The following is a 21,594-nucleotide window of genomic DNA, read 5'->3' on the forward strand; positions in this document are numbered from 1 at the left end:
GATGAGTATCGAATCACTTCAAAGCTACTGTCTGCGAACTTGACATCAACTGAGTGTATAGAGTATTAGCTTGTGATTGATTCAGATTAGCATCAACAAATCGAAATGCAGAAGTTGCGAGATACGATCTATTTTGTTCAAACGCGATCCAATGTCGTTGTAATGATTCGGCTGCTACACCTGTAGTATTAGAACCTGCAAAGATATCGAGGACTGTATCGCCTGGTTCTGTCAAAAAATTAATAAAGAACTGGGGAAGTTTCTGCGGAAAACGTGCTGGATGTGCGCCAATCTTAGCTGCTTTACATAATTGGATGTAACGAGAGCCACTTTCAGTATTGGGTATTTGTAATAAATTAGAAGGGATTGCTCCTCCATTATTGTTAGCAAAAGCTTTACCGATATCGTGTCCTGATGGACGTTCTTTTGGTTGATAAAATTTTTCTGGATTCTGGAGTAATTTTTTCATGCGCTCTGAGTAAGGCACGAGTACATTACTCACATTAGCTTTGGGATTATCAGTTTTTGATAACCACCAAATAGTATTGACAGCATCCTTAGTGCGGATCTTGCGTTTATTGACCCACTCAATCGGAGATGGTAATTTTGAGGGATTATACCAAAAAAACTCTTCTGCAAGACGGAAATCTAGCTCGTCGCAAAGTTTAATTAAAATACGGTAATTATAGAGCGATCGCACGGGACGTTTACTTTGATATGCTCCTCCTAAATCGAGGACAAAACTACCGTGTGGTGCTAAGACTCGATAGACTTTTTCACAAAAATTAAATAACCAATTTACATAAGCCTCTTGCTCGACATTACCATAACTCTTTTCACGTTGTAGGGCAAAAGGTGGAGAAGTAATAACTAAATCGATAGAATTGGATTCGAGGCAGTCAAGTAATTCCAAAGCATTACCAACATATGCAGAGCCATAATCAGTATTGTATAAAGGGCAACATAGAAACATATTTACTTTGCTATGAAAACACAATGCGTAACTCATTTTATTTGCAGTCGATAGAATATATTTATGCAACAAGTTGAAATAATTTAGGAAATATCTACTTGTACTTGGCGACTGCGAGTCGTGGAACTATACAGATACAACCTGCCGATCGCGCTGGCACTGTGCGAAGCGCACCACACAGGTTCAAAAGCTGTAAATTTCCTCAGTCCGCGCCAGCGAACTTCCCTTTGGGAAGCCGCTACGCACTCATATTTGTGTAGTTGGAGTTTGGAACATGGTGCTAGAAAGCTGGCAGCCTCATGATGGTAAACAGGAAGATGCTATTTTACTCTTTAACTTCAATAGCAAGGACGAGGAGAGCGTTGCGCTATTACACCATCTACTTTCTAGGGTGAAAAAAAGTTATCAGCAGTTGGCTGACTTACAATTCCTACCTGTCCGCTTACCAGTACCCGATCTGAAGTTATGGAGTTACTGGTTGGCAGCTCAACTGATTGCACAATGGCGCGATCGCTCGGCAGAGCAAATTGCTGTAGGGACAATTCTCGATCGACTGGGGTTCATCAAGACAGAAAATAGTTATCCCATTGTTACAGCTCTGGATCGGATGGAGCAAGGAACGCTGATTTCTGTAGAGTTGGTGGCGAACGTGAAGTCGATTGACAAATTCGGCTGGCAATCTTCAGATTCTGATATCAAAGAATGGATCGAGCAGAAAGCTGCCGATCTAGTTGAATTTACTCAACGCACAGCTTCTTACCCAGCCGACGGCTTCAGAGCGCAATTACAGTCCAATGTGGAAGCCATGCGATCGCAGCACCAAGTTCAGATGCAGGAGTTCTTCAACTCACTACAGCACTCCGGTTCGCGCTCGGTGCTAAGAGTATTAGAAACTTTGAGCGCGATCTTCCAGCGATTAGCAGAGGAATGCGAGGCTCAAAAACAAGAGTTATTGCAAAAAGCGATGGCAGCGGAACGCGCTTACAGCAATTTAAAAACCAGAATTGAACCGCGCGATCGGCAATTCGGTCGGCGACAGACTGACTGGGAAGCAGTTGTAGAAGCGCTTGCCAAGCGATACTACTTTACATTTAATGCTGAAATTTACGACCGCTTCGGTCAATTAGTTAGCCAGCTCATACAACAGACAGGCGATCGCGTTGCCTCCATAACTCATACAGATCGCTCTCTGACGATTTTGGAAAGTTGGTTTAGCCAACAATGTCCTCAAGAGCCAGTCTTTGCACCTATTTTAAAACAGCGCTTAGAGCAAAAGGTAGACATAATCAAATTACTTAGCGAGATAGAAGCAACAGTAAGCTGTCCTCTGCAAAAATGGCATAGTTTAAGCTGGACTCAAACAGAATTATTGTGTCAGGAAATTTTGATAAAACTGCATCCAGTTTGTATGGAAGTATATATAGAGTGCTACCAATATTTACTAAAAATTAATCGAGCTGAAATTTTAGACCAAAATAGTTAAGCAAATAATTGGTTTTTGTCAAGCAGAAATATGGCTCCAAAACCACCAAAATCATCCATAACTTGTCATAACTGTGGCTATGATGGCAATTCTATTACTGCCATTCGGTGCGATTTATGCAAGCAGCCACTAGAGCTAAATTATGCTTTAAATAGCAATAGTACTATTAGAAATAGTGTATCTAATAGTAAAAAAACAACTCGGTATCGGTTTTATCTGCCTAATACTTGGTTGACATTAGTGTCAATACTATCACTGCTACTGGGAGGAAGCTTGTTCTTTTGGCGCAGTCAAAGCGTTAGCACTCAAAATTTTCAGCGGTTAGGAGATCGGGGTAACTCAAAAGCAATCGTAATTTTGGGCGACACCTTTAGCGGCTACAGTACTTTTCGGAGCGATCGATTGCGGCAAGCACTCAAAGAATTTCAAATTGAAGCGCACTATAAAGATGAATTTAATCAAGCTAGACGCGCTCGACTTTTAAATGAAGGACAAGCCGATTTCTTAGTCACAACTCTAGATCAGTTTTTAAAACAAAAACCCCAAGGGAAAATAGTTGGTTTGATTAACCATACAATCGGAGGTGATGCAGTTGTTTTAAACACGAAACAATATCCTAACCTCAGATCGCTCCAAGCTCTGAACCAATTAGTACAGCAGAGGCGATCGCAGAACCAGCTAAGCATTATTTTTGCTGGCGATTCTCCCAGTGAATATCTAGGTTTGTTGCTAGATGCTAAATTTGAAGCATTTAGATTATTAGATTTTCAAACAATAAAAGTAGTCGATGCTGCTGATGCCTGGAAGCAATTGCAATCTAATTCAAATCTAGCAGCAGCTATACTTTGGGAACCTTTTGTCACGAAAGCTCGGCAACAAGGATATACAGTAGTCTTATCAAGTCGAGATACTCCAGGTGCAATTGTCGATGTTATTGTTGCTGGCGATCGCCTTCTCCAATCGCAACCTGAAAAAATCTCAGCTTTTTTAGAAGCTTATTATCGTTTAATTGATACATCCACTAGCGATCGTCTGTTGTTGCAAAATCAAATCGCTCGAGATGGTAATTTATCAGCTAGCGATGCAACAACGGTCATGCAAGGAATTGATTTTTTTACGTCAGTTGAGGCGAAAAACTGGATGAGGGATGGCACGCTAGAAAAAAGAATAAATTCTACAGCTGCGGTGTTGGCACTAACAGGTAGGATGAAGCAAGTGCCTCCAGCTCCTCAAAACTTATTTACTTACCAGTTCCTCGATCGCGCCGCTAGTCATACCCAGAAACTCATTAGTTCGATCCGCTCTGACAATCCAAAACTAGCTGATAGTCTACTAGAAGGAGTAGCGAACGATACTAATTCTAAATTTGAAACTGCCTCTAATCTGGGAAATTTGCGCGTACAAGGAGAGATAGAGTTTCAATTTGGCTCGACTACACTCACTAGGAAAGGTAAGCAAACACTCGATAGATTGGCTAAGCAAATAGCCGAGTTTAATTCGCAGACTGTAGCTATAAGAGTAATCGGTCATACTTCTAGAAAAGGATTAGCCGATTTGAATCAAAAATTAAGTCAGCAAAGAGCGCAAGAAGTTATTAATTATCTCAAACAACGCGGTCTGCAACACAAAATGTTTGCAGTAGGAAAAGGTTTTAGCCAACTCAGAGGGGATATTTCTCCCTATGATAATCGGAACCAACGAACAGAGATTCAATTGTTGCGATTGAAGAGTTAAATGTCTGTCTGAATACAGATAACAGTTATCAGTTATCAGTTATCGTAGGAACGGGTTTTGACCAAAAATTTAGAGCTTTGGTTGTCAATCTATATGCTAAACCCGCTCGTACAGTTACCAGTGTAGAGACTTTACATGTGACGTCTCTACAAAGCGATCGGTGAAGAAAGGGTGTGGGGTGTAGAGATGAGCGAGAAATTATCAGATTATTTTTATAATTGGTTAATATTGTCTGTAGCAATATATGGAGTCTTAAGCAGTCAAGTGTAGATCGGGGGTGCGATCGCCTGAAAAGTCACGCGCGACTATGACTAAGCTTTATTGCTATCTTAGGCTGATATTCTGTAATTTGAAGCGACGAATGAAAGCAAACTTATTTGGGAGGTATTTACAACCACGTCGAAGCTGGATTCCCTATTTTGTTTTGACGATCTCGCTCTTATTTACTACGGCAGCTACTTATTATGTATCGAGTACGGTTCAAAATAAAGAGCGGTTGCGGTTTGAAAATGATGTCCAAACAACTCAAGCCAAGATTCAAGATCGGATTGAGGCTTACATAACTCTGTTGCGGGCAGGAAGTGGTCTATTTGCCGCGAGTGAAACAGTAACATCGCAAGAATTTCGGGCTTTTGTGAATCGGATGAAATTGCGCGGTAGCTATCCTGGGATTCAAGGAATTGGCTATTCGGCGCGAGTGCCAGCAGCAGCGAAAGATGCCTTTGTCACCCAGATGCGGCAACAGGGAATCGCTAACTTCAATATCCGCCCCAACTATCCTCGTTTGGAATATCATGCCATTATTTATCTAGAACCACAAGATCGTCGCAACCGAGTTGCAGTTGGTTACGATATGTTCTCCGAGCCAGTGCGCCGCGCTGCGATGGAACGCGCCCGCGATACTGGTATTCCCGCTGCTTCAGGTAAAGTGACTTTAGTTCAAGAAATTGACAAACACAAGCAAGCGGGTTTTCTAATCTATGTTCCGGTTTACCGTGGTGGTAATATTCCCGCCACAAAAAGGCAAAGGCAAACAGAGTTAATGGGTTTTATTTACAGTCCTTTTCGGGCTGACGATCTGATGAATGGTATTTTTGGCGATGAAGACCGCTTGGTGAATTTTGAAATTTACGATAGTCACAATGTCAGCTCGGCAAATTTGCTACACTCATCCAGATCTCATACGCTAAATAACCGCGATCGCCCGCAATTTCAGACTCACAAAAAGATCGATCTTGGCGGACGTACTTGGAGTTTAGTTTTTACCTCTCGCCCTGAATTAGAACTAGCTTCAGACATCGATCTTGCGCCTTTCGTTGCCTTTATTGGAGTGGCAATGAGTATGATTCTATTTGCCATGACACACTCGCTCTCTTCGTCGCGCAAAGCCGCCGAGCGATCGGCAGCAGCTCTTACAGAAAGTGAAAAGCGGTTTCGACGTTTGGTAGAGTCAAATATTTTTGGCGTTGCCTTTGGGAACTTTCAGGGAAAAATTCATTACGCAAACGACTATTTTCTCCAACTCATAGGTTACGAGCGAGAAGATTTGCTGGCAGGGAGATTGCATTGGGACAGTTTAACTCCTGCGGAGTTTCTTCCTTTAGATCTTCAAGCAGCTGAAGAACTGAAAAAACGCGGAATTGCAGCTCCATTTGAGAAACAATATATCCGTAAAGATGGTACGCGAGTCCCAATTCTAATTGGTGCAGCTTTGTTAGCAGATACAAATACGCCTCAACCAGAAATTATCGGCTTTATTCTAGATTTGAGCGATCGTAAAGCTGCGCAGGAAGCTCTACGTTGGAGTGAAGAACGTTATCGTTCTTTGGTAGAAGCGACGACAAACATTATTTGGGATACCAAAGCAGAAGGGGAAGTCGTTACCGAACTGCCTGGATGGAGTGCTTTTACCGGACAAAAGTTTGAAGAGTATCAGAGATGGGGATGGATTGCAGCGATTCATCCAGAAGATCGCGATCGCACTGCGCAAGCATGGTTAAAAGCTCTGGCTCATCGCAGCGTGTACGAGATGGAGCATCGGGTGCGGCGCTATGACGGCGAGTATAGGTATATGAATGCCCGTGGCGTGCCAGTTTTAGAAACAGATGGTAGCGTGAGGGAATGGATCGGCGTTCATACGGACATTACGGAACGCAAGCAAGCAGAAGTAGAACGAGAACGATTGTTACAACGGGAAAAGGTAGCTCGCGAAGAAGCAGAAACAGCCAACCGAATCAAGGACGAGTTTTTGGCTACTCTATCTCACGAATTACGCACGCCTTTAAATGCAATGCTGGGGTGGACGCAGTTACTTCGTAACCGCAAGTTTAATGAAGAGACGACAGCACGCGCTTTAGAGACTATCGATCGCAACACCAAATCTCTGGCGCAGTTGATCGAAGATATTTTAGATATGTCGCGGATCGTTACGGGAAAGCTGCATTTAGAGATCCGTACGATAGACATCGTACCAGTTATCGTTGCTGCGATTGAAACCGTCTTACCCGCAGCAACAGCCAAAAACATTCAGATTGAATCGAAATTAGATTCTAGCATTGGATCGGTCATGGGAGATGCCAATCGCTTGCAGCAGGTATTCTGGAATTTGCTTGCTAATGCCGTTAAATTTACTCCCAGAGACGGACGAATTGAAGTGCGTTTATTTCAGTTTGATTCTCAAGTACAAGTACGAGTTGCTGATAACGGACAAGGTATTAGTCCTGAGTTTTTACCCCACGTCTTCGATCGCTTCCTGCAAGCAGACAGCACTACGACCAGAGAGTATGGTGGTTTAGGACTGGGTTTATCGATCGTGCGTCAATTGGTAGAACTGCATGGTGGTACGGTAGGAGCTGAAAGTGCGGGATTGGGTAAAGGGGCTACATTTACTGTCGCTCTGCCAATTCGCGCCGTAGATTACAATCTGAATGAGCCAGAGCAACCTCACAGCCAAAAAGAAGAAACTGCGATCGCGCCTCCATCCCTAGACGGTTTACGGATTGTCGTCGTCGATGATGAAGCCGATGCCAGAGACTTACTCAATACAGTTTTGACCCAGTATGGCGCTAAAGTCGTGACTCGTGAAACTGCCCGGGAGACAATTGAGGCGATCGCTCAATTTCAGCCGCACGTCCTCGTCAGCGATATTGGAATGCCAGAAGAGGATGGATATGCTTTGATTCATCGCTTGCGACAACTACCACCAGAACAAGGCGGACAAATTCCCGCGATCGCGCTTACAGCCTATGCTAGAACAGAAGACCGCGATCGCGCTTTAGCAGCAGGTTTTCAACAACATATTGCCAAGCCAGTCAATCCCGATAAATTAGCTGCGGTTGTAAGTGAATTGGCTCGAAAAGTGAGTTGATGGCTATTTGGTTGTTTTCTCCCTTGTCCCCCTTGTCTCCCCTGTCTCCCTTGTCTCCCTCAGCTCTCTTCCCTCTGCTCCCTGCTCCCAATTTTATGCATGTAAATTCGCTTGTTCTTGCAACCAAGGATCGACTGGTTGTCCGTCTTTGCGCCGTAGTTCGATTTCAACTGCAATGACGGCTTTGGAGCCAGGTGGAGCTGGTTTTTGATGGAAAAGAATGTCGTAGTCAGCAGGATTTTCGTTACGTTGTTTTAACCAATCTTGCACCTTGATTGTGGCAAAAAACGATTGTCCCTGCTCGAACAAGCGAGTAATTTCCATCTGCAAGTTGTAGGGATTGTGTCGCGGCATAGTAATATTTTTTGTTAGGTTTTTCTAATAAATGCTCTTCTAAAAAATGTAAATCGATCCACTCTTAGCAATTCTGACTACACTCATTCTGCTATCTTCTCTAGATAAAACTTGGACTGTCACATCATTGTTTTGTTTATCAACAGTCGTTTTATACTTCAATCCGCCAGTCTTGCTAGTAGGAGTTTGAGGTGCGGGATCGTAAATAGCAACATCGATGGGGAGGAAGGAAATTTTTTCTTGAACGCTGTCCCCGACTGGTAAATCTTTCTCGTCGCGATCGTCGAGAAAATTGTATTTTAAAGGTGACTTGGTGCGATTAACTAACATCACATTAACAGGACCACCAGGATTCACTCGCGATACTGGCTGCCAGTAATTAGATTGATAAGCGCTGACAGGAGAGTTTTGGGCAAAAATTGGCACGGCTATGCTGATACAGAGCGAAACTATCGTCAGCCAAAGTAATTTTTTCCAAGCTTGCCCTAGCATAACTTCCCTACCTTGCAACGACTGCTATCTAAACAAGTGAGATGCTAATTAACTCAAGTTTGTATATTATGATTCATATTTTGCGAAGTGTGAACTATACTGGCGTAGATTTACGTAAGTAACCGCAATTGTAGGCGGGAGTCGGGAGTCGGAGACAAAATTCACGCTCGCGCATTCAAAATGGGGACAAGGGGGACAAGGAAGCAGGGGAGCAGGGGAGCAGAGGAGCGATAACCAACAACCAACAACCAACAACAAATTTCCCACACCCTACACCCTTTCTTCACTGATAACTGATAACTGATTATTGCCAGCCGTTCCAGTCTCTTTATAGAGTGAGTAAAGTAAACAAACATCAGCACTCATTGTCAGCTGCTCATCACTGACGACTTACAACTTACGACTTACAACTTTTTTTAATGCCTCGTACTCCTACTTTATCGTTCGATCGCGGTACGTTAATTTTGCACCCACCACCCAGAGGTAAATCGTGGATGGACTATGCGACGTGGGATGACAGGGTAGAAAAATTTCGCATTCCCGCCATTCAATATCGCCAAGTTGTAGAAGCACTACAAGCAGAAGGAAGTTACTTTAGCGACGAAGCTAAAGCCTTTGAACCGCTAGAACTATCTCCTAGCATGGAAATGGAGCCATATCCGCATCAAAGCGAGGCATTGGCAGCCTGGAAACTAGCCGGACGTAGGGGAGTTGTCGTGTTACCAACAGCGGCGGGGAAAACTTATCTAGCGCAGTTGGCGATGCAAGCCACTCCCCGCAGCACGTTGATTGTCGTGCCAACTTTGGATTTGATGCACCAGTGGTACGCTCACTTAACAGCAGCATTTCCCGATGTTGAAGTGGGATTATTAGGGGGTGGTTCCCGCGATCGCACGCCCATATTAGTATCGACATACGATAGTGCGGCAATTCATGCCGAAGCATTAGGCAACCGTTACGCGCTGTTGATCTTTGACGAATGCCATCACCTACCCACAGATTTTAATCGCGTCATTGCCGAATACGCGATCGCACCATATCGTCTCGGACTGACTGCAACCCCAGAACGCACCGATGGCAAACACTCAGACTTAAATCTGCTCATCGGACAAGAAATCTATCGCAAAACTGCCGCAGATTTAGCCGGTAAAGCGCTGGCAGAACACGAAGTCGTGCAGATTAAAGTCAAACTATCACAACACGAACGCGATCGCTACAACCAACTGATTCAAACCCGTAACGACTTTCTCCGCGAAGCCAAAATCTCTCTTGGTAGCCTTAAAGGATGGCAATTATTCGTCCAAGCTAGTGCCAGATCCGCCGCCGGACGCAGAGCCATGATAGCACACCGTCAAGCCAAAGAAATTGCTTTAGGTACGGATGGCAAAATCAGAATTCTCGCCGACTTGTTAGCAGAACACTATCCAGAACGAACGCTAATTTTCACCGCCGACAACGCCACAGTCTACCGCATTTCGCAAGAATTTCTCATTCCCGCCATCACCCACCAAACCCCCGTCAAAGAACGCCACGAAGTTTTAACTAAATTTCGGGAAGGGGAATACAAAACCCTCATCGCCTCCCACGTTCTCAACGAAGGTGTAGACGTACCAGCCGCCAGAATTGCCATTATTTTATCCGGTACAGGCTCAGCACGGGAATACATTCAACGCTTAGGGCGAGTTCTACGTAAAGGTAAAGACAAAGACAAATTTGCCCTCATGTATGAAGTCGTAGCCGAAGACACCAGCGAAGAAAGAACTTCAGTGAGGAGACGAGGAGTGAAGAGGAGTGAGGAGCGAGGGGCAAGGAGTGAGGGGAAAGTTACGCAGTTAGAGATCTTACCTACCAAACAGATTACCTATGGAAGTGGCGATCGCACCAGCCAACGCGCCGCTGAATCTTCAGGAAAATGGGACGATAATAACTCCCTAGAAACCGAAGAATAACTTTGTCCCTTTGCGCCTTTGCGTCTTTGCGCGACCAAATCTTAATCTATGCTTCCAACCGACTTACTCATGCACCGCCAAAACGGGGAAGAAATCACCCCTAAACGGCTCAAAATAGACAAACACAATCTAGAAATCGCCACTGATATTATTACCACATTCCAAGAAAATCTCGGTAATATCCAAGCAGCACTCGACCGACAACTACAAGAACTCGAAGGAGATAGCCCGGATTATCGCCTCAAACGCGGCTTAGCTTATCTCCTGCGTAGTAGCTTCTGTGAATTTGAAATTGTCAGCCCCTTAGAACCACCCATGCTGCGCGAACGAGTCTTCGCCCTTGCAGCACAATCGGCTCCCAGTCCCCAGCAAAGCCACCAGGTATTAGAACAGTTAGCATTACAACTCAGCCGCGAATTAGACAAAGAAGTCTTCCCCGAACAAATTCGCACGGGTTTGTATGCAGACTTAGCAGAAAATCGCATCATGACGCGGTTCGAGCCGCCAACACCAGAAGCACTACTGCACCGCTACAATTTATCCCAAGTTCAAGGGGTATTTTATCGCGCCAGCCACCTGACTCTCAACGCTCATCGCAACGTTCCAGGAGAATACAAGCTGTTATTTCGCTATCTCAAATTATTTCAATTAATGGCATACATCGAAGGAGATGCCGACCACGGATTTACAATTACGGTTGATGGTCCGGCGAGTTTATTTAATCCTAGTACGAGATATGGGCTGGCGATCGCCAAACTTATTCCGGCTTTACTCCACGTCACCAAATGGAGTTTGAGCGCAATTTTACAAACCCGCGATTTCTACACTAATAACTGGAAAACAGGACGATTTACGCTGAATTCTGAGTGCGGTTTAGTCTCTCATTATCCACCAGGTAAACCTTATGACAGTATGCTAGAAGCGGCTTTTGTCGAGCGTTGGAATGCTACAAAAACCGAATGGGTACTAGAGCGAGAAGTCGATCTAATTCCAATTCCTGGTAGCGTCATGATTCCCGATTTTCGTTTGGTACATCCTGACGGACGAGTATTTTTGTTAGAAATTGTGGGGTACTGGCGACCGGAATATTTACAAAAGAAATTTTCTCAAGTTCGTCGCGCTCAATCCGATAATTTGATTTTGGCAATTTCCGAACGATTGAATTTAGAAAAAGCAGGTGTCAAAATGAATGATGTGCCAGCTAGGATTGTTTGGTTTAAAGATAAGCTCTTGCCAAGAGATGTATTGAAGGTGATGGATTAAACTTGGCTCAATAACTGGCGATCTCCTGACAGTTTCCCGTGTAGAGACGTTACATGTAACGTCTCTACACGGACAACCGATTTCACGATTCATCTAGGATTGCTACAGAAAAATCAGTTTATCTACCAGTACAGCGATCGCAATTCTCAGCTGTCCTAGTTCAAATACACTGAATTGTACCGGGTACAGTTTGGAAAAATCTTTTATAGTGCAATTATCAGTTATCAGTTATCGTTGGGGCGGGTTTAGCCAATAGATTGACAATTAAAACGGTAAATTTTTGGTCAAAACCCGCCCGTACACAAGTCAGTTATCAGTTATCAGTGGTGCGTGACAAGTGAAATAACCAATTACCCATTACCCATTACCAATTTATTATGAAAATTATTTTAAATCGCCATTCTTCCCAACCGCTTTATTTACAAATTCGCAATTATTTGAGTCGTTTGATTCAATCTGGTAAACTCCCACCTGGGGAAAAATTGCCTTCAATTCGGAATTTAGCAGCAAGTGTTGGTGTGAATAAATTGACGATTGTTGAGGCTTATGCTGTATTAGAAGCTGACGGTTTAATTCAATCTCGTCCAGGTGCGGGATATTTTGTCAGCAATACTGTATCCTCACCACAATGGCGATCGCATTTTGCTCCAACTCAAAAAGTGACGATTTCTGAAACGGGAGAAACTTTTTGCGAGCAAATTATGGCTACTTTGCAAGCTCAACAACAAAAAGACATTATTAATTTTAGTTCTGGATTTCCTCTAACACAAGAATCGGCTAATTTTCAACGCATTGCCAAACGAGCGATCGCCAATTCTACCGATACTTTATTTCGCTACGATCTGCCACAAGGACAGCTTGTTTTACGCCAACAAATAGCTCAGATGCTATTAAACCAAGGTCTAGAAGTTTCCCCTGAAGAAATTATCGTGACCAATGGTTCGGAACAAGGATTATCGCTGGCAATGCGTTACTATCTTCAGCCTGGAGATTGGGTAATAGTTGAAACGCCTACCTATCACGGAGCTTTGGGAATACTAGCAAATTTGGGCGTTAAAGTTATTGGTATTCCCATGACAGCAGAAGGTATGAATTTGGAGTTACTGGAACAATATCTTTGCAGTCATCGCCCTAAATTAATTTATACAATTAGTACTTTACACAATCCGACTGGGATTACGACTTCCCAAACTCATCGCCAAAAATTGTTAGTTCTGGCTCAACAATACGAATGTCCCATTTTGGAAGATAATGCTTATGAAGCGCTAAATTTTGAATCTGAGCCTGTTGCAGCTCCAATTAAAGCTTTAGATCGCAGCGATATTGTCACCTATATTAGTACGTTTTCTAAAACTTTAATGCCTGGATTGCGAGTCGGTTACACGGTTGTGACGGGCAAGCATTATCAACCAATTTTAGAACAGAAAATTCTGCAAGATTTGCACTCATCTACAGTTTCGCAAGCAATTGTCAGCGAGTTTTTGGCTGGCGGACATTATCGTCGCTATCTCAACCGCTTGCGGACAAACCATCTTCACAGCCGTAACGCCATGCTTCAGGCTTTAGAGCGTTATTTTCCTGCCCAAGCCAGTTGGACTATTCCCCAGGGAGGGCTATTTCTTTGGGTACATTTACCAGAAGGTATATCCGTACAAGCGATTTGTCGAGAAGCATTATCTCGTAAGATTCTTGTCGCCTCTGGAACGGCATTTTTTCCCAATCACCAAGGTTATCCAGCCCTGCGCTTAAATTTTTCTAATTCCCTTGCAGACATCGATCGCGGGGTTGCTGTGTTGGGCGAGCTAGTACAAAAATATTTAGTAGCAGTCGTGCCTCAACCTAGTCGCGCGATTAGCGATCGCCCTCTGGAAATAGCGAGCAACGTGCGCGTTCCAAATCTGGGAATGTTGACAAAAAATTAGGTGCAAGGCTATTGACAAAATACATCTTTTTTGCTGCAAGCCTTGATATTTTCTCTCTAAGGTTGAGTATAATTGCTATCCAGTTCCACCTATTGCCTGATGGAAATAGCATTTTAGTTGCGCGATCCTAGTAACAAGCTACTAGATAGCTGCATCCGTGAATTGAGGTGAAGCAAGATGAAACTAGCAATGCTCTCTACTACGGTTGCGATCGCTGCTCTTTCGATTGCGACTCCTGTACGGGCAGAAAACCCAGCTCATGTCAGACAATTACTGGCAACCGGAGAATGCCCGAGTTGCGATCTTTCTGGGGCAGATTTGAGTGGCGCTCATTTAATTGGTGCGGATTTGCGAAATGCAAATTTATCAGGTGCTAACCTGACAAATGCCAATTTAGAAGGTGCAGATTTAGAGGGTGCTAACTTACAAAAAGCCAATTTGCAGAAAGTTTTGGCTAGCGATACAAGTTTAATTGATGCAAATTTAAAAGGTGCTAATTTTCAACAAGCACAATTAGCAAGTACAATTTTTGACGGTGCTGTTGTAACTGGCGCGAATTTCCAAGGTGCGAAACTCTACACGGCAAATTTTAGCGATCGGTAGTCAGTTTCAGTTATCAGTTATCAAACGTTGCTGCCTTCTTGCACTAGACTATAATACGTGTGTCTGCATTCCCAGGTTTAAATGCGATGTCCCTGGCAAAAGACCTAGAAACTCCAGAAATTGAACCAGAAGATGTTATCTTTCCTCCTGGGGACTTATGGAGTGACGAACCGCCTTTGGAAAGCGAACTGCATTTACGCCAACTGCTACTGCTAATTGAATGCTTGGAATTGTGGTGGAAAGACCGTCAAGATTTCTATGCTTTCGGCAATCTCACCATATACTACAGTCCTCGCCAACTTAAATCAGAACAATTTCGGGGTCCCGATTTCTTTGTCGTGCTGGGTACAGAACGCAAACCGCGCAAAAGCTGGGTTGTTTGGCAAGAAGATGGTAAGTATCCGAATGTCATCGTAGAAGTTCTCTCCGATACAACCGCCAAAACTGATAGGGGTTTAAAAAAACAAATTTACCAAGATACTTTTCGCACTCCAGAATATTTCTGGTTCGACCCAAAAACTTTTGAATTTAAGGGCTTTCAATTGGTTGGAGGTCAATACCAAGAACTACAGCCAAATCCTCAAGGTTGGTTGTGGAGTCAGCAGCTAGAGTTGTACTTGGGAATTTATGAAGAGAAATTAAGGTTTTTTACTCCTGATGGTCAATTAATACCGACTCCGCAAGAAGTGGCGATCGCCGAACAGCAGCAAAGAGAACTAGCGCAACAGCAAGCACAAGCAGCGCAACAGCAAGCACAAGCAGCGCAACAGCAAGCACAAGCAGCGCAACAACAGGCAATAGAGTTAGAGTCTATGTTGGCACGCTACCGAGAACGCTTCGGTGAATTGCCAGATTGAAATAATGACTATAATCTCAAAAATTAAACTTTAGTTAACACGAAGATACTACCCTCATTCCCCCGTCCGATGCGTAAATCGCTATCAAGGTAGGTAATATCTACCCAGCCTTGTTGTCTGTTACTGTTAATCTTGGTATCCAAAGCCGGAAATTTTTTTCCTGCTTCTATCTCTTGAATAAAACTAGCAGGAGATTGATAGCTAAATAAGCGTTGTAACCCAATAATCGATCGCTCGAATTTAACTTCAATCCGGCGTTCGGAGACAGGAGTAAATTTAGCTACAACGCTAACTACCCCTTCAAGAAAAGGTAAACCGTAAACCTCGGCAATATTGTAAAGACTTTGAGTTTGAACGCGAACGCATTGATAAATTTGTCCGAGTTTGAGTAATGGGAATTGGTCGATATTTAACAATCCTTTACTTGTCGTATAGAGCAAGCGCCAGTCTCCATTCAAAAGTTCGCTAGCTTCTACCGGACGAGGTGTAGGATTACGGTCTTCTAACTGAGCGATCGCGGCAAGGACAGCTTGTTTATCTACTTCTGTTGATAACAACCCGCGATTCTTACCAGCAATCTTTTCCAAAAGTGTTTCTTTTCCTAACATTTTTATCTCCTCTTGGTCGGGTGTAGAGACGTTACATGTAACGTCTCTACACGGGAAACGTTCAAAAATCAATTTGGATTGCTATATATAATCTCATCATACGGAGCTACGTAGTTTTTGCTATCTATTATTAGATAAATCTTTTTGTCAGAGCTGTTATTGCAGTCATCTGTCACTTACAACAACCAACAACCAACTACCAATTACCAACTACCAATTACCAAGTGATAAACTTTAGGTGTATAATTACATCCCCCTGTCTAGATAAAGCTTAGGTATGCACAACTCTCCGCTTAGAGAAGAACCACGGGAACAGCCAGCTCGTGTCATTCCTTTAAAACAAGAATCGTCACTCATTGACTGGTTGCAATCTAACGGTCGGTTGATCCCCCGCGATGGCGTTCAGGAACCAGATCTGCTAACCGAAGTGGAAGACGGCGACTCTTCTCTCGACTTGCTTGAAGGTGATGATGTTGGCGATTTCTACGATGATGACGATGATTTAGGAGATATTGATGAAGCTGATGATGCGTAGCTGAGAGTCATTTGTCATCTGTCATTGGTCATTAGCAACTCACAAATGATGAAGAATCAATGACCAATGACTCTTCAAAAATATTACATTTAAATACTTTCAAGGCAGCACTTTCGATTCAGTTCCGATAATGTCCTCAGCACGTATCTAGTCAAAAGGCAACTTTGTTGTGGACGCGAAATCATCTTCTTTCTGGTCTTTCCATCTCTCCGGTACGAGACTGCTTATCGTCCTAAGCCTTGCACTCGCTACCGCCTCGCTGACTCTCGATCTAACAGCGCAGCGCCTACCCTGGCAAGGGCGATCGCTAACTTTTCCTTTCTTATTCTGCGCTGCTGTCACTGCCGCAGTTGGTTTTTGGATAGTCCCGATCCTTCAGCAGTTAAAAGCCGGACAAGTCATTCGCGAAGACGGTCCCCAAGCACACTTAAAAAAAGCAGGTACGCCGACGATGGGTGGCATATTTTTTGTACCTGTAGCGGTCATCGCTAGCATCATCTTATCGGCGCTGGTGCTGGGAATCCAAAACCTCGCCCCTGTATTGGCGATCGCTGGAATTACGGTCGGTTACGGGTTTATTGGCTGGTTGGATGATTGGCAAATTTTGCGTCGCCAGTCTAATAAAGGTATTTCCCCACGTCTGAAACTGGCTCTGCAAGTTGGTTTCGGTTGCCTATATTGCCTGTGGCTGTGGAGTCGATCGGGGGATCTGACGACGATCGCTTTACCGTTTGGGCTTGCTTTACCCTTGGGTTTGCTATTCTGGGCGTTAGCAGTGTTTGTCTTGACTGCGGAAAGCAATGCCACTAATTTAACCGACGGTGTGGATGGTTTGGCAGGAGGAACGGTAGCGATCGCGCTTTTAGGATTGGGAGCGATCGTCGCGCCTAATTTCCCCAGTTTGGCAATTTTCTGTGCTTGTTTGAGCGGTAGCTGTATCGGCTTTTTAGTACATAACCGCAATCCCGCTCGCGTCTTTATGGGAGATACGGGTTCTTTAGCACTAGGAGGCGCGTTAGCAGGAGTCGCTCTCATGAGTAACACCCTCTGGGCGCTATTTATTCTCAGTGGGATCTTTTTTGTCGAATCTTTATCAGTGATCGCACAAGTTAGTTATTACAAAGCCACCAAAGGAGCCGATGGTAAAGGAAAGCGTCTGTTTAAAATGGCTCCCTTTCACCACCATTTAGAATTGTCTGGATGGTCGGAACTACAAGTGGTTGCCGTATTCTATGCAATTAATGCTTTTTTGGCTTTGGTATCTATTTGGCTGGCTTGAGCGATTGAAAAACAAACCATAAAAATTTCGTAGGGGCGTAGACATAGACATTTTGTAGGGATATTTCGTAGGGGCGCACAGCTGTGCGCCCCTACAAGTTTTATGCACTGGACTGAGAATCGCGATCAGTTAAACGGCGATCGCGCCACAGAACTACATGAATCCGCCGCCAGCACCACCGCCGAAAGGATTGCCCCCGCCACCGAAGGGATTTTCACCACCGCCAGCACCACCGCCGAAGGGATTTTCACCACCGCCAGCACCGCCGCCGAAGGGATTTTCGCCACCGCCAGCACCGCCACCGAAGGGGTTTTCACCACCACCAGAAGCGCCAACATTGCCGAAGACATCTTCAAAGCTGTCGATGCCAACTTCTTGCAACGAACCCCAAGGCGATCGTTGAAAGAGGCTATCCATATCGGTGCTGTCGCTCATCCCAGTGCTGTCACCACTACCTTCACTACCTTCACTACCTTCACTATCGGGGTTGGACTCCCCGCCAGATACCTGACTAAAATCCCATGTATAACTACCGGAATCGCCAGTAGCACCACCAGTTAGAGAATCGCTACCTTCTGATGTTTCACCTGAATCGCTCGAAGTCTCGCGATCGCCCCAAGGGGCTGAGTTTGTTCCTACAATGTTATCCGAACTTAACTGTTCGCCTTGTGGTTGACCGCTCTCATCTGTGAATTGTATTGTCATATTCGTACCTACAGCAAAGGGTTCGCTACTATCAGTTGGTAGATTGCTATCAGCAGGAAGTTGCAATGTAACGTTCGATCCAACAGCAAAAGGTGTATCTTCACTGTTGGTCATATCGTTACCGTTATTGTCATTTTCAGACGTTGCCATTCAACAAGAATCCTCTTAACTTTTATGACTGAAATTGCATAGAGCCTAAGCACATTTTTTGCCAAAAATATTTTTGACCAGCAATTTGTTTGTACTTAAAAACCCGAAGATTGTCTTTTTACTTCTAGTTTTGGCAATTTAAGCTAGAAGAATGTAGAAAAGAGAGCATGGCAAGCTCGACAATTTGCTCGATCGCAGTCAAATTGCAAGCTTAATTCCATCGATAAAAATGCAACAACCGCTACACTATGCCTAGCAGTTTATGCAAGTTACGAAAAGATTACTATGAGAAATATTTAGATTAACTTGTCAGTTCTTTTGAATGGTGGAGAGACAAAATTTTATATTTCTACTTATATCTTTTGCTAGATGTCTGCACATCGATCGGCGATCGCCAACTACTTGCGTAACTGTCTGACTAAATGAGTCAACTCTGGCAAAATTAGCTTTTCCATTGCCAGTTGTACGGCGTTAGTAGAACCTGGAAGCGAAAAAATGAGTTTACCCTGATATACACCCGCGATCGCTCGCGAAGCTATGGCGCGGGAACCAATGTCTTGATAGCTCAGATACCGAAATAATTCGCCAAATCCTGGTAAAGTTTTCTCTAGTAAAGAGGCGATCGCGTCGTAGGTTGTATCTCTGGGGGCGATACCCGTACCCCCATTAAAAATTGCCACATCTAAATCTACACGCTGGCTGAACGATTCTATCTGCGATCGAATTTGCTCTGGTTCGTCTTTAACAATCGCATAAAATCCCACAGTATGACGCGCTGCTACGAGCAATTGCTCGATTCGGCGACCGCTTTTATCTGTTTCTGGTGAACGGGTATCGCTGACGGTGATAACAGCACAACTGACTGTCAATCCTGGTATGTCAGGGTGAGGCTGATGTGTCACAGATTTCTAAAAAACTACGATTTGTTGAATCCCAAGCCGTGTTCGTTGGCGTATCTTTCCATAAACCGCATAAACCGATCCCACTCTTCGGTCGATTTCATCAGGTAGATCGCTTCAATGGCTTCTGGTTTACCGTTGATAAATTTTCCTTTGACTTCGCGGGTCACAAGTTCCCCTTCTTCATCAATCAAGTACATCCCCGTCACTTCTTCATTGCTACCCTCGCTCAAAATTTGGGGGTTTTGAAAATAAAAAGTTGCCGTACCATTACTCCCATCTCGCGATCGCGTCAAGCGTACATCTGGGACTGTTTCTTCGGTAACACCTTTAGAAAACTGAATCTGAGCCATAATGACGAGCTGTAAATTTCTATGATGAGTTGTTTAAGTATTTTCTCATCATTTTGAACTAGCTGACGCATCAGTTGTCAGTGTAGAGACGTTACATGTAACGTCTCTACACTGACTTAACCACTACCAAGTTGAGTTATTTTCGGGTTGAGTTGGTGCGGCAGATTCGGGAATATTACCCGAATCGCCAGAGTTAGTTGGTTGAGAGTTGGTTGGTTGAGAGTTAGTTGGTTGATTGAGATTGGTGGAATTATCTGATGGTGAAGTTGTTGTTGGAGTCACTACAGGTGCGGGTACTGCGGGAATTACGGGCATTGCTTGAATGCTCTCAATTTTCTCCAATGCTTTTTGATAATTCGTGCTGTCGTTTTTTTGTTGGAATATATTAGCAGCCAGCTGTAAGTCCTCGATCGCACCTTGGCGATCGCCTAAATCGCGTCGTACTAAACCTCGGTTGTAGTGAGCTTCGGCGTTTTTCGGCTCTATACTGATGACTTTACTAAAATCATCAACTGCTCCTTCTCGATCTCCTAAGCGGCGGCGGAGAATTGCTCTGTTGTTGTACACTGTCGTCCAACTAGGATCGAGATTTAAAGCATGGCTAAAATCATCCAGCGCTCCTTTAGAGTCTCGCAACATCGTCCGAGCTAAGGCGCGATTGTAATATGCCCTAGAATTATCCGGTTCGAGCCGGACGACGCGATCGAAATCGTCAAACGTTCCCTGACCGTCTCCCATACTGCGGCGAATCGCACCGCGACTGTGATAGGCTTGAGCGTCGTTAGGAACGAGAGTGATGTAGCGATCGAAACTTGACAGCGCTTCCTGTTTGTTGCCCCGATTGTAAAGAATGACTGCCCGTTGATAATAAGCATTGGCATAGTTGGGGTCAAATTTCAGCGCTTGGTCGTAGTCTGCTAGCGCCCCCTGCTTGTCTCCTTGGTCGTAACGGGCGTTTCCCCTTTGATAGTAAGCGTCGGCGTAGTTGGGGTTGCGGGCGATCGCTTGAGTGTAGTTAGCAATTGCTCTGGATCGATCGCCGCGATCGCGTTCTACCGATCCTTTAGCGAAAAAGTCTGAAGCAGATTTGGGATTTTCTAACCTTTGAGCTGGTTTATCCGTACTGGGGGCAGTATCCACCGCGACTGCTGGAGCTTGAGGGATCTGCGATCGCATTGCCAAAAACGTATTAATCGGAATTGCCCCATTAAAGCCAGTTTTCATATTCACCGCCATCGTCGCGTCGCTTCCCTGCTGCTTCACGTCTACGCGATCGCTACCTCCCAACCCGTGAATCCCAACGACTCGACCATCAATATCAAAGACAGGACCGCCGCTCATTCCACCTTTTGTCACTGAGTTATAACGCAGTGTATAGCCTTCTGGCGCACTGCTGGGACGACTAGTCACGAATCCAGGCGAAAAGACAAAATCGCGGTCTGCACCAAATTTCCGGTCTAAAGCAGGGAAGCCCATGACAAAAATTTCTGCTCCTACAGGCACGTTAGACGGCGCTAGTTTGGCAACCGGGTATACAGCCGCACTACTAAATGTCACCAATGCCAAATCGGGGTCATTCGGGCTTTTTTGCAATTTTTCCGTACTCACAACTGCATAACTCTGACCATCATGAGTACGAATCGTATGCGGTGCAGGCATTAAAGCAACATGATTGCACGTCAAGACAGTGTAAGTATTGCCCTGTCGTTGAATAATCACTCCAGAACCGCCATCTTTAACTCCCATCGGAGGATTGACCTGCACCGTCATTGGACTGCCAATTTTGACAATTTCTTGAGGAGATAGAGCCAGCGCTAAATTATGGCTCGTTACTAACACTACTAAAGTTACCGTTCCGGTCAAAAGAGGATAAGTAAAGTTTGTTTTCATAAATCAGTTATCAGTTATCAGTTGTCGTAGGGGAGGACAGTTGCGTGCGGGGGTATCCCCCGTTGAGCAAACTGTCCGTGCGGGTGCGCGCAAGCAGTTTCACGGGCTTTAGCCATAATCTTCGCTTCATACCCACCCGTACAGTTGTCAGTTATCAGTTATCGGTTAATTTTGACTT

Annotated in this window: 19 protein-coding genes; 11 read left to right on the top strand and 8 right to left on the bottom strand. The window is 44.4% G+C overall.

Annotation, left to right across the window (positions count from 1 at the left end):
* Window positions 1-13: 13 nt before the first annotated feature.
* Complete coding sequence (locus M5J74_RS21655; RefSeq protein WP_051033284.1) at window positions 14-973, bottom strand: site-specific DNA-methyltransferase; 960 nt, start codon at window positions 971-973, stop codon at window positions 14-16.
* Window positions 974-1,093: 120 nt separating this feature from the next.
* On the opposite strand from M5J74_RS21655, the gene M5J74_RS21660 reads away from it, so the two are divergent.
* The 4 genes from M5J74_RS21660 (at window position 1,094) to M5J74_RS21675 (ending at window position 7,557) form a co-directional block, all read left to right on the top strand.
* Window positions 1,094-1,276, top strand: coding sequence for a hypothetical protein (locus M5J74_RS21660; RefSeq protein WP_146139840.1), 183 nt, complete (start codon window positions 1,094-1,096; stop codon window positions 1,274-1,276).
* The gene (locus tag M5J74_RS21665; RefSeq protein WP_250013116.1) at window positions 1,248-2,456 is read left to right on the top strand and encodes a hypothetical protein; all 1,209 of its coding nucleotides are present in this window, start codon (window positions 1,248-1,250) and stop codon (window positions 2,454-2,456) included. Before M5J74_RS21660 ends, M5J74_RS21665 begins: the two co-directional genes overlap by 29 nt.
* A gap of 30 nt (window positions 2,457-2,486) precedes the next feature.
* Window positions 2,487-4,190, top strand: a complete 1,704-nt coding sequence (locus M5J74_RS21670) for an OmpA family protein (RefSeq protein WP_250013117.1) — start codon at window positions 2,487-2,489, stop codon at window positions 4,188-4,190.
* A 361-nt stretch (window positions 4,191-4,551) separates the two neighbouring features.
* Window positions 4,552-7,557, top strand: a complete 3,006-nt coding sequence (locus M5J74_RS21675; protein ID WP_250013118.1) for a CHASE domain-containing protein — start codon at window positions 4,552-4,554, stop codon at window positions 7,555-7,557.
* A 93-nt stretch (window positions 7,558-7,650) separates the two neighbouring features.
* Here M5J74_RS21675 and M5J74_RS21680 read toward each other — a convergent pair whose 3' ends face one another.
* Together M5J74_RS21680 and M5J74_RS21685 are read right to left on the bottom strand one after the other, a co-directional pair.
* On the bottom strand, window positions 7,651-7,911 hold the full coding sequence (locus tag M5J74_RS21680; protein WP_015156093.1) for a hypothetical protein: 261 nt from the start codon (window positions 7,909-7,911) through the stop codon (window positions 7,651-7,653).
* A gap of 39 nt (window positions 7,912-7,950) precedes the next feature.
* Window positions 7,951-8,403, bottom strand: coding sequence for a hypothetical protein (locus tag M5J74_RS21685; protein WP_015156094.1), 453 nt, complete (start codon window positions 8,401-8,403; stop codon window positions 7,951-7,953).
* A 419-nt stretch (window positions 8,404-8,822) separates the two neighbouring features.
* Here M5J74_RS21685 and M5J74_RS21690 point away from each other — a divergent pair, with 419 nt between their 5' ends.
* The 5 genes from M5J74_RS21690 (at window position 8,823) to M5J74_RS21710 (ending at window position 14,997) form a co-directional block, all read left to right on the top strand.
* Entirely contained in the window at window positions 8,823-10,352 is a 1,530-nt protein-coding gene (locus M5J74_RS21690) for a DEAD/DEAH box helicase family protein (protein ID WP_015156095.1), read from the top strand.
* A 48-nt stretch (window positions 10,353-10,400) separates the two neighbouring features.
* Complete coding sequence (locus tag M5J74_RS21695) at window positions 10,401-11,615, top strand: DUF790 family protein (RefSeq protein ID WP_015156096.1); 1,215 nt, start codon at window positions 10,401-10,403, stop codon at window positions 11,613-11,615.
* Between the two features lie 377 nt (window positions 11,616-11,992).
* Window positions 11,993-13,537, top strand: coding sequence for a PLP-dependent aminotransferase family protein (locus M5J74_RS21700; RefSeq protein ID WP_250013119.1), 1,545 nt, complete (start codon window positions 11,993-11,995; stop codon window positions 13,535-13,537).
* A 177-nt stretch (window positions 13,538-13,714) separates the two neighbouring features.
* Window positions 13,715-14,140, top strand: a complete 426-nt coding sequence (locus M5J74_RS21705; protein WP_015156098.1) for a pentapeptide repeat-containing protein — start codon at window positions 13,715-13,717, stop codon at window positions 14,138-14,140.
* Window positions 14,141-14,226: 86 nt separating this feature from the next.
* Window positions 14,227-14,997 (top strand): Uma2 family endonuclease, encoded by a 771-nt coding sequence (locus M5J74_RS21710; protein WP_250013120.1) that lies wholly within the window; start codon window positions 14,227-14,229, stop codon window positions 14,995-14,997.
* 23 nt (window positions 14,998-15,020) lie between these two features.
* On the opposite strand, the gene M5J74_RS21715 is transcribed toward M5J74_RS21710, so the two are convergent.
* Window positions 15,021-15,605: a PAP/fibrillin family protein gene (locus tag M5J74_RS21715; RefSeq protein ID WP_015156100.1), complete on the bottom strand. Its 585-nt coding sequence runs from the start codon at window positions 15,603-15,605 to the stop codon at window positions 15,021-15,023.
* Between the two features lie 277 nt (window positions 15,606-15,882).
* Between M5J74_RS21715 and M5J74_RS21720 the strand changes: the two genes are divergently transcribed.
* On the top strand, window positions 15,883-16,140 hold the full coding sequence (locus M5J74_RS21720; protein WP_015156101.1) for a DUF3134 domain-containing protein: 258 nt from the start codon (window positions 15,883-15,885) through the stop codon (window positions 16,138-16,140).
* Between the two features lie 169 nt (window positions 16,141-16,309).
* Window positions 16,310-17,419, top strand: coding sequence for a phospho-N-acetylmuramoyl-pentapeptide-transferase (gene mraY / locus M5J74_RS21725; RefSeq protein ID WP_250013121.1), 1,110 nt, complete (start codon window positions 16,310-16,312; stop codon window positions 17,417-17,419).
* Between the two features lie 153 nt (window positions 17,420-17,572).
* Here the strand turns inward: mraY and M5J74_RS21730 are convergent, their stop codons facing one another.
* The 4 genes from M5J74_RS21730 to M5J74_RS21745 form a co-directional block, all read right to left on the bottom strand.
* A complete protein-coding gene (locus M5J74_RS21730) occupies window positions 17,573-18,274 on the bottom strand; it encodes a hypothetical protein (RefSeq protein WP_015156103.1) in 702 nt (233 codons plus the stop codon).
* A gap of 398 nt (window positions 18,275-18,672) precedes the next feature.
* A complete protein-coding gene (locus M5J74_RS21735) occupies window positions 18,673-19,176 on the bottom strand; it encodes a molybdenum cofactor biosynthesis protein B (RefSeq protein WP_106167815.1) in 504 nt (167 codons plus the stop codon).
* Window positions 19,177-19,190: 14 nt separating this feature from the next.
* Window positions 19,191-19,526: a photosystem II reaction center protein Psb28 gene (gene psb28, locus M5J74_RS21740; RefSeq protein ID WP_015156105.1), complete on the bottom strand. Its 336-nt coding sequence runs from the start codon at window positions 19,524-19,526 to the stop codon at window positions 19,191-19,193.
* A gap of 123 nt (window positions 19,527-19,649) precedes the next feature.
* Window positions 19,650-21,416: a tetratricopeptide repeat-containing serine protease family protein gene (locus tag M5J74_RS21745; protein ID WP_250013122.1), complete on the bottom strand. Its 1,767-nt coding sequence runs from the start codon at window positions 21,414-21,416 to the stop codon at window positions 19,650-19,652.
* Between the last annotated feature and the right edge of the window lie 178 nt (window positions 21,417-21,594).

Origin of the sequence: Chroococcidiopsis sp. CCNUC1, from assembly GCF_023546805.1 — a bacterium.
GTDB classification, from domain to species: Bacteria; Cyanobacteriota; Cyanobacteriia; order Cyanobacteriales; family Chroococcidiopsidaceae; genus Chroococcidiopsis; species Chroococcidiopsis thermalis.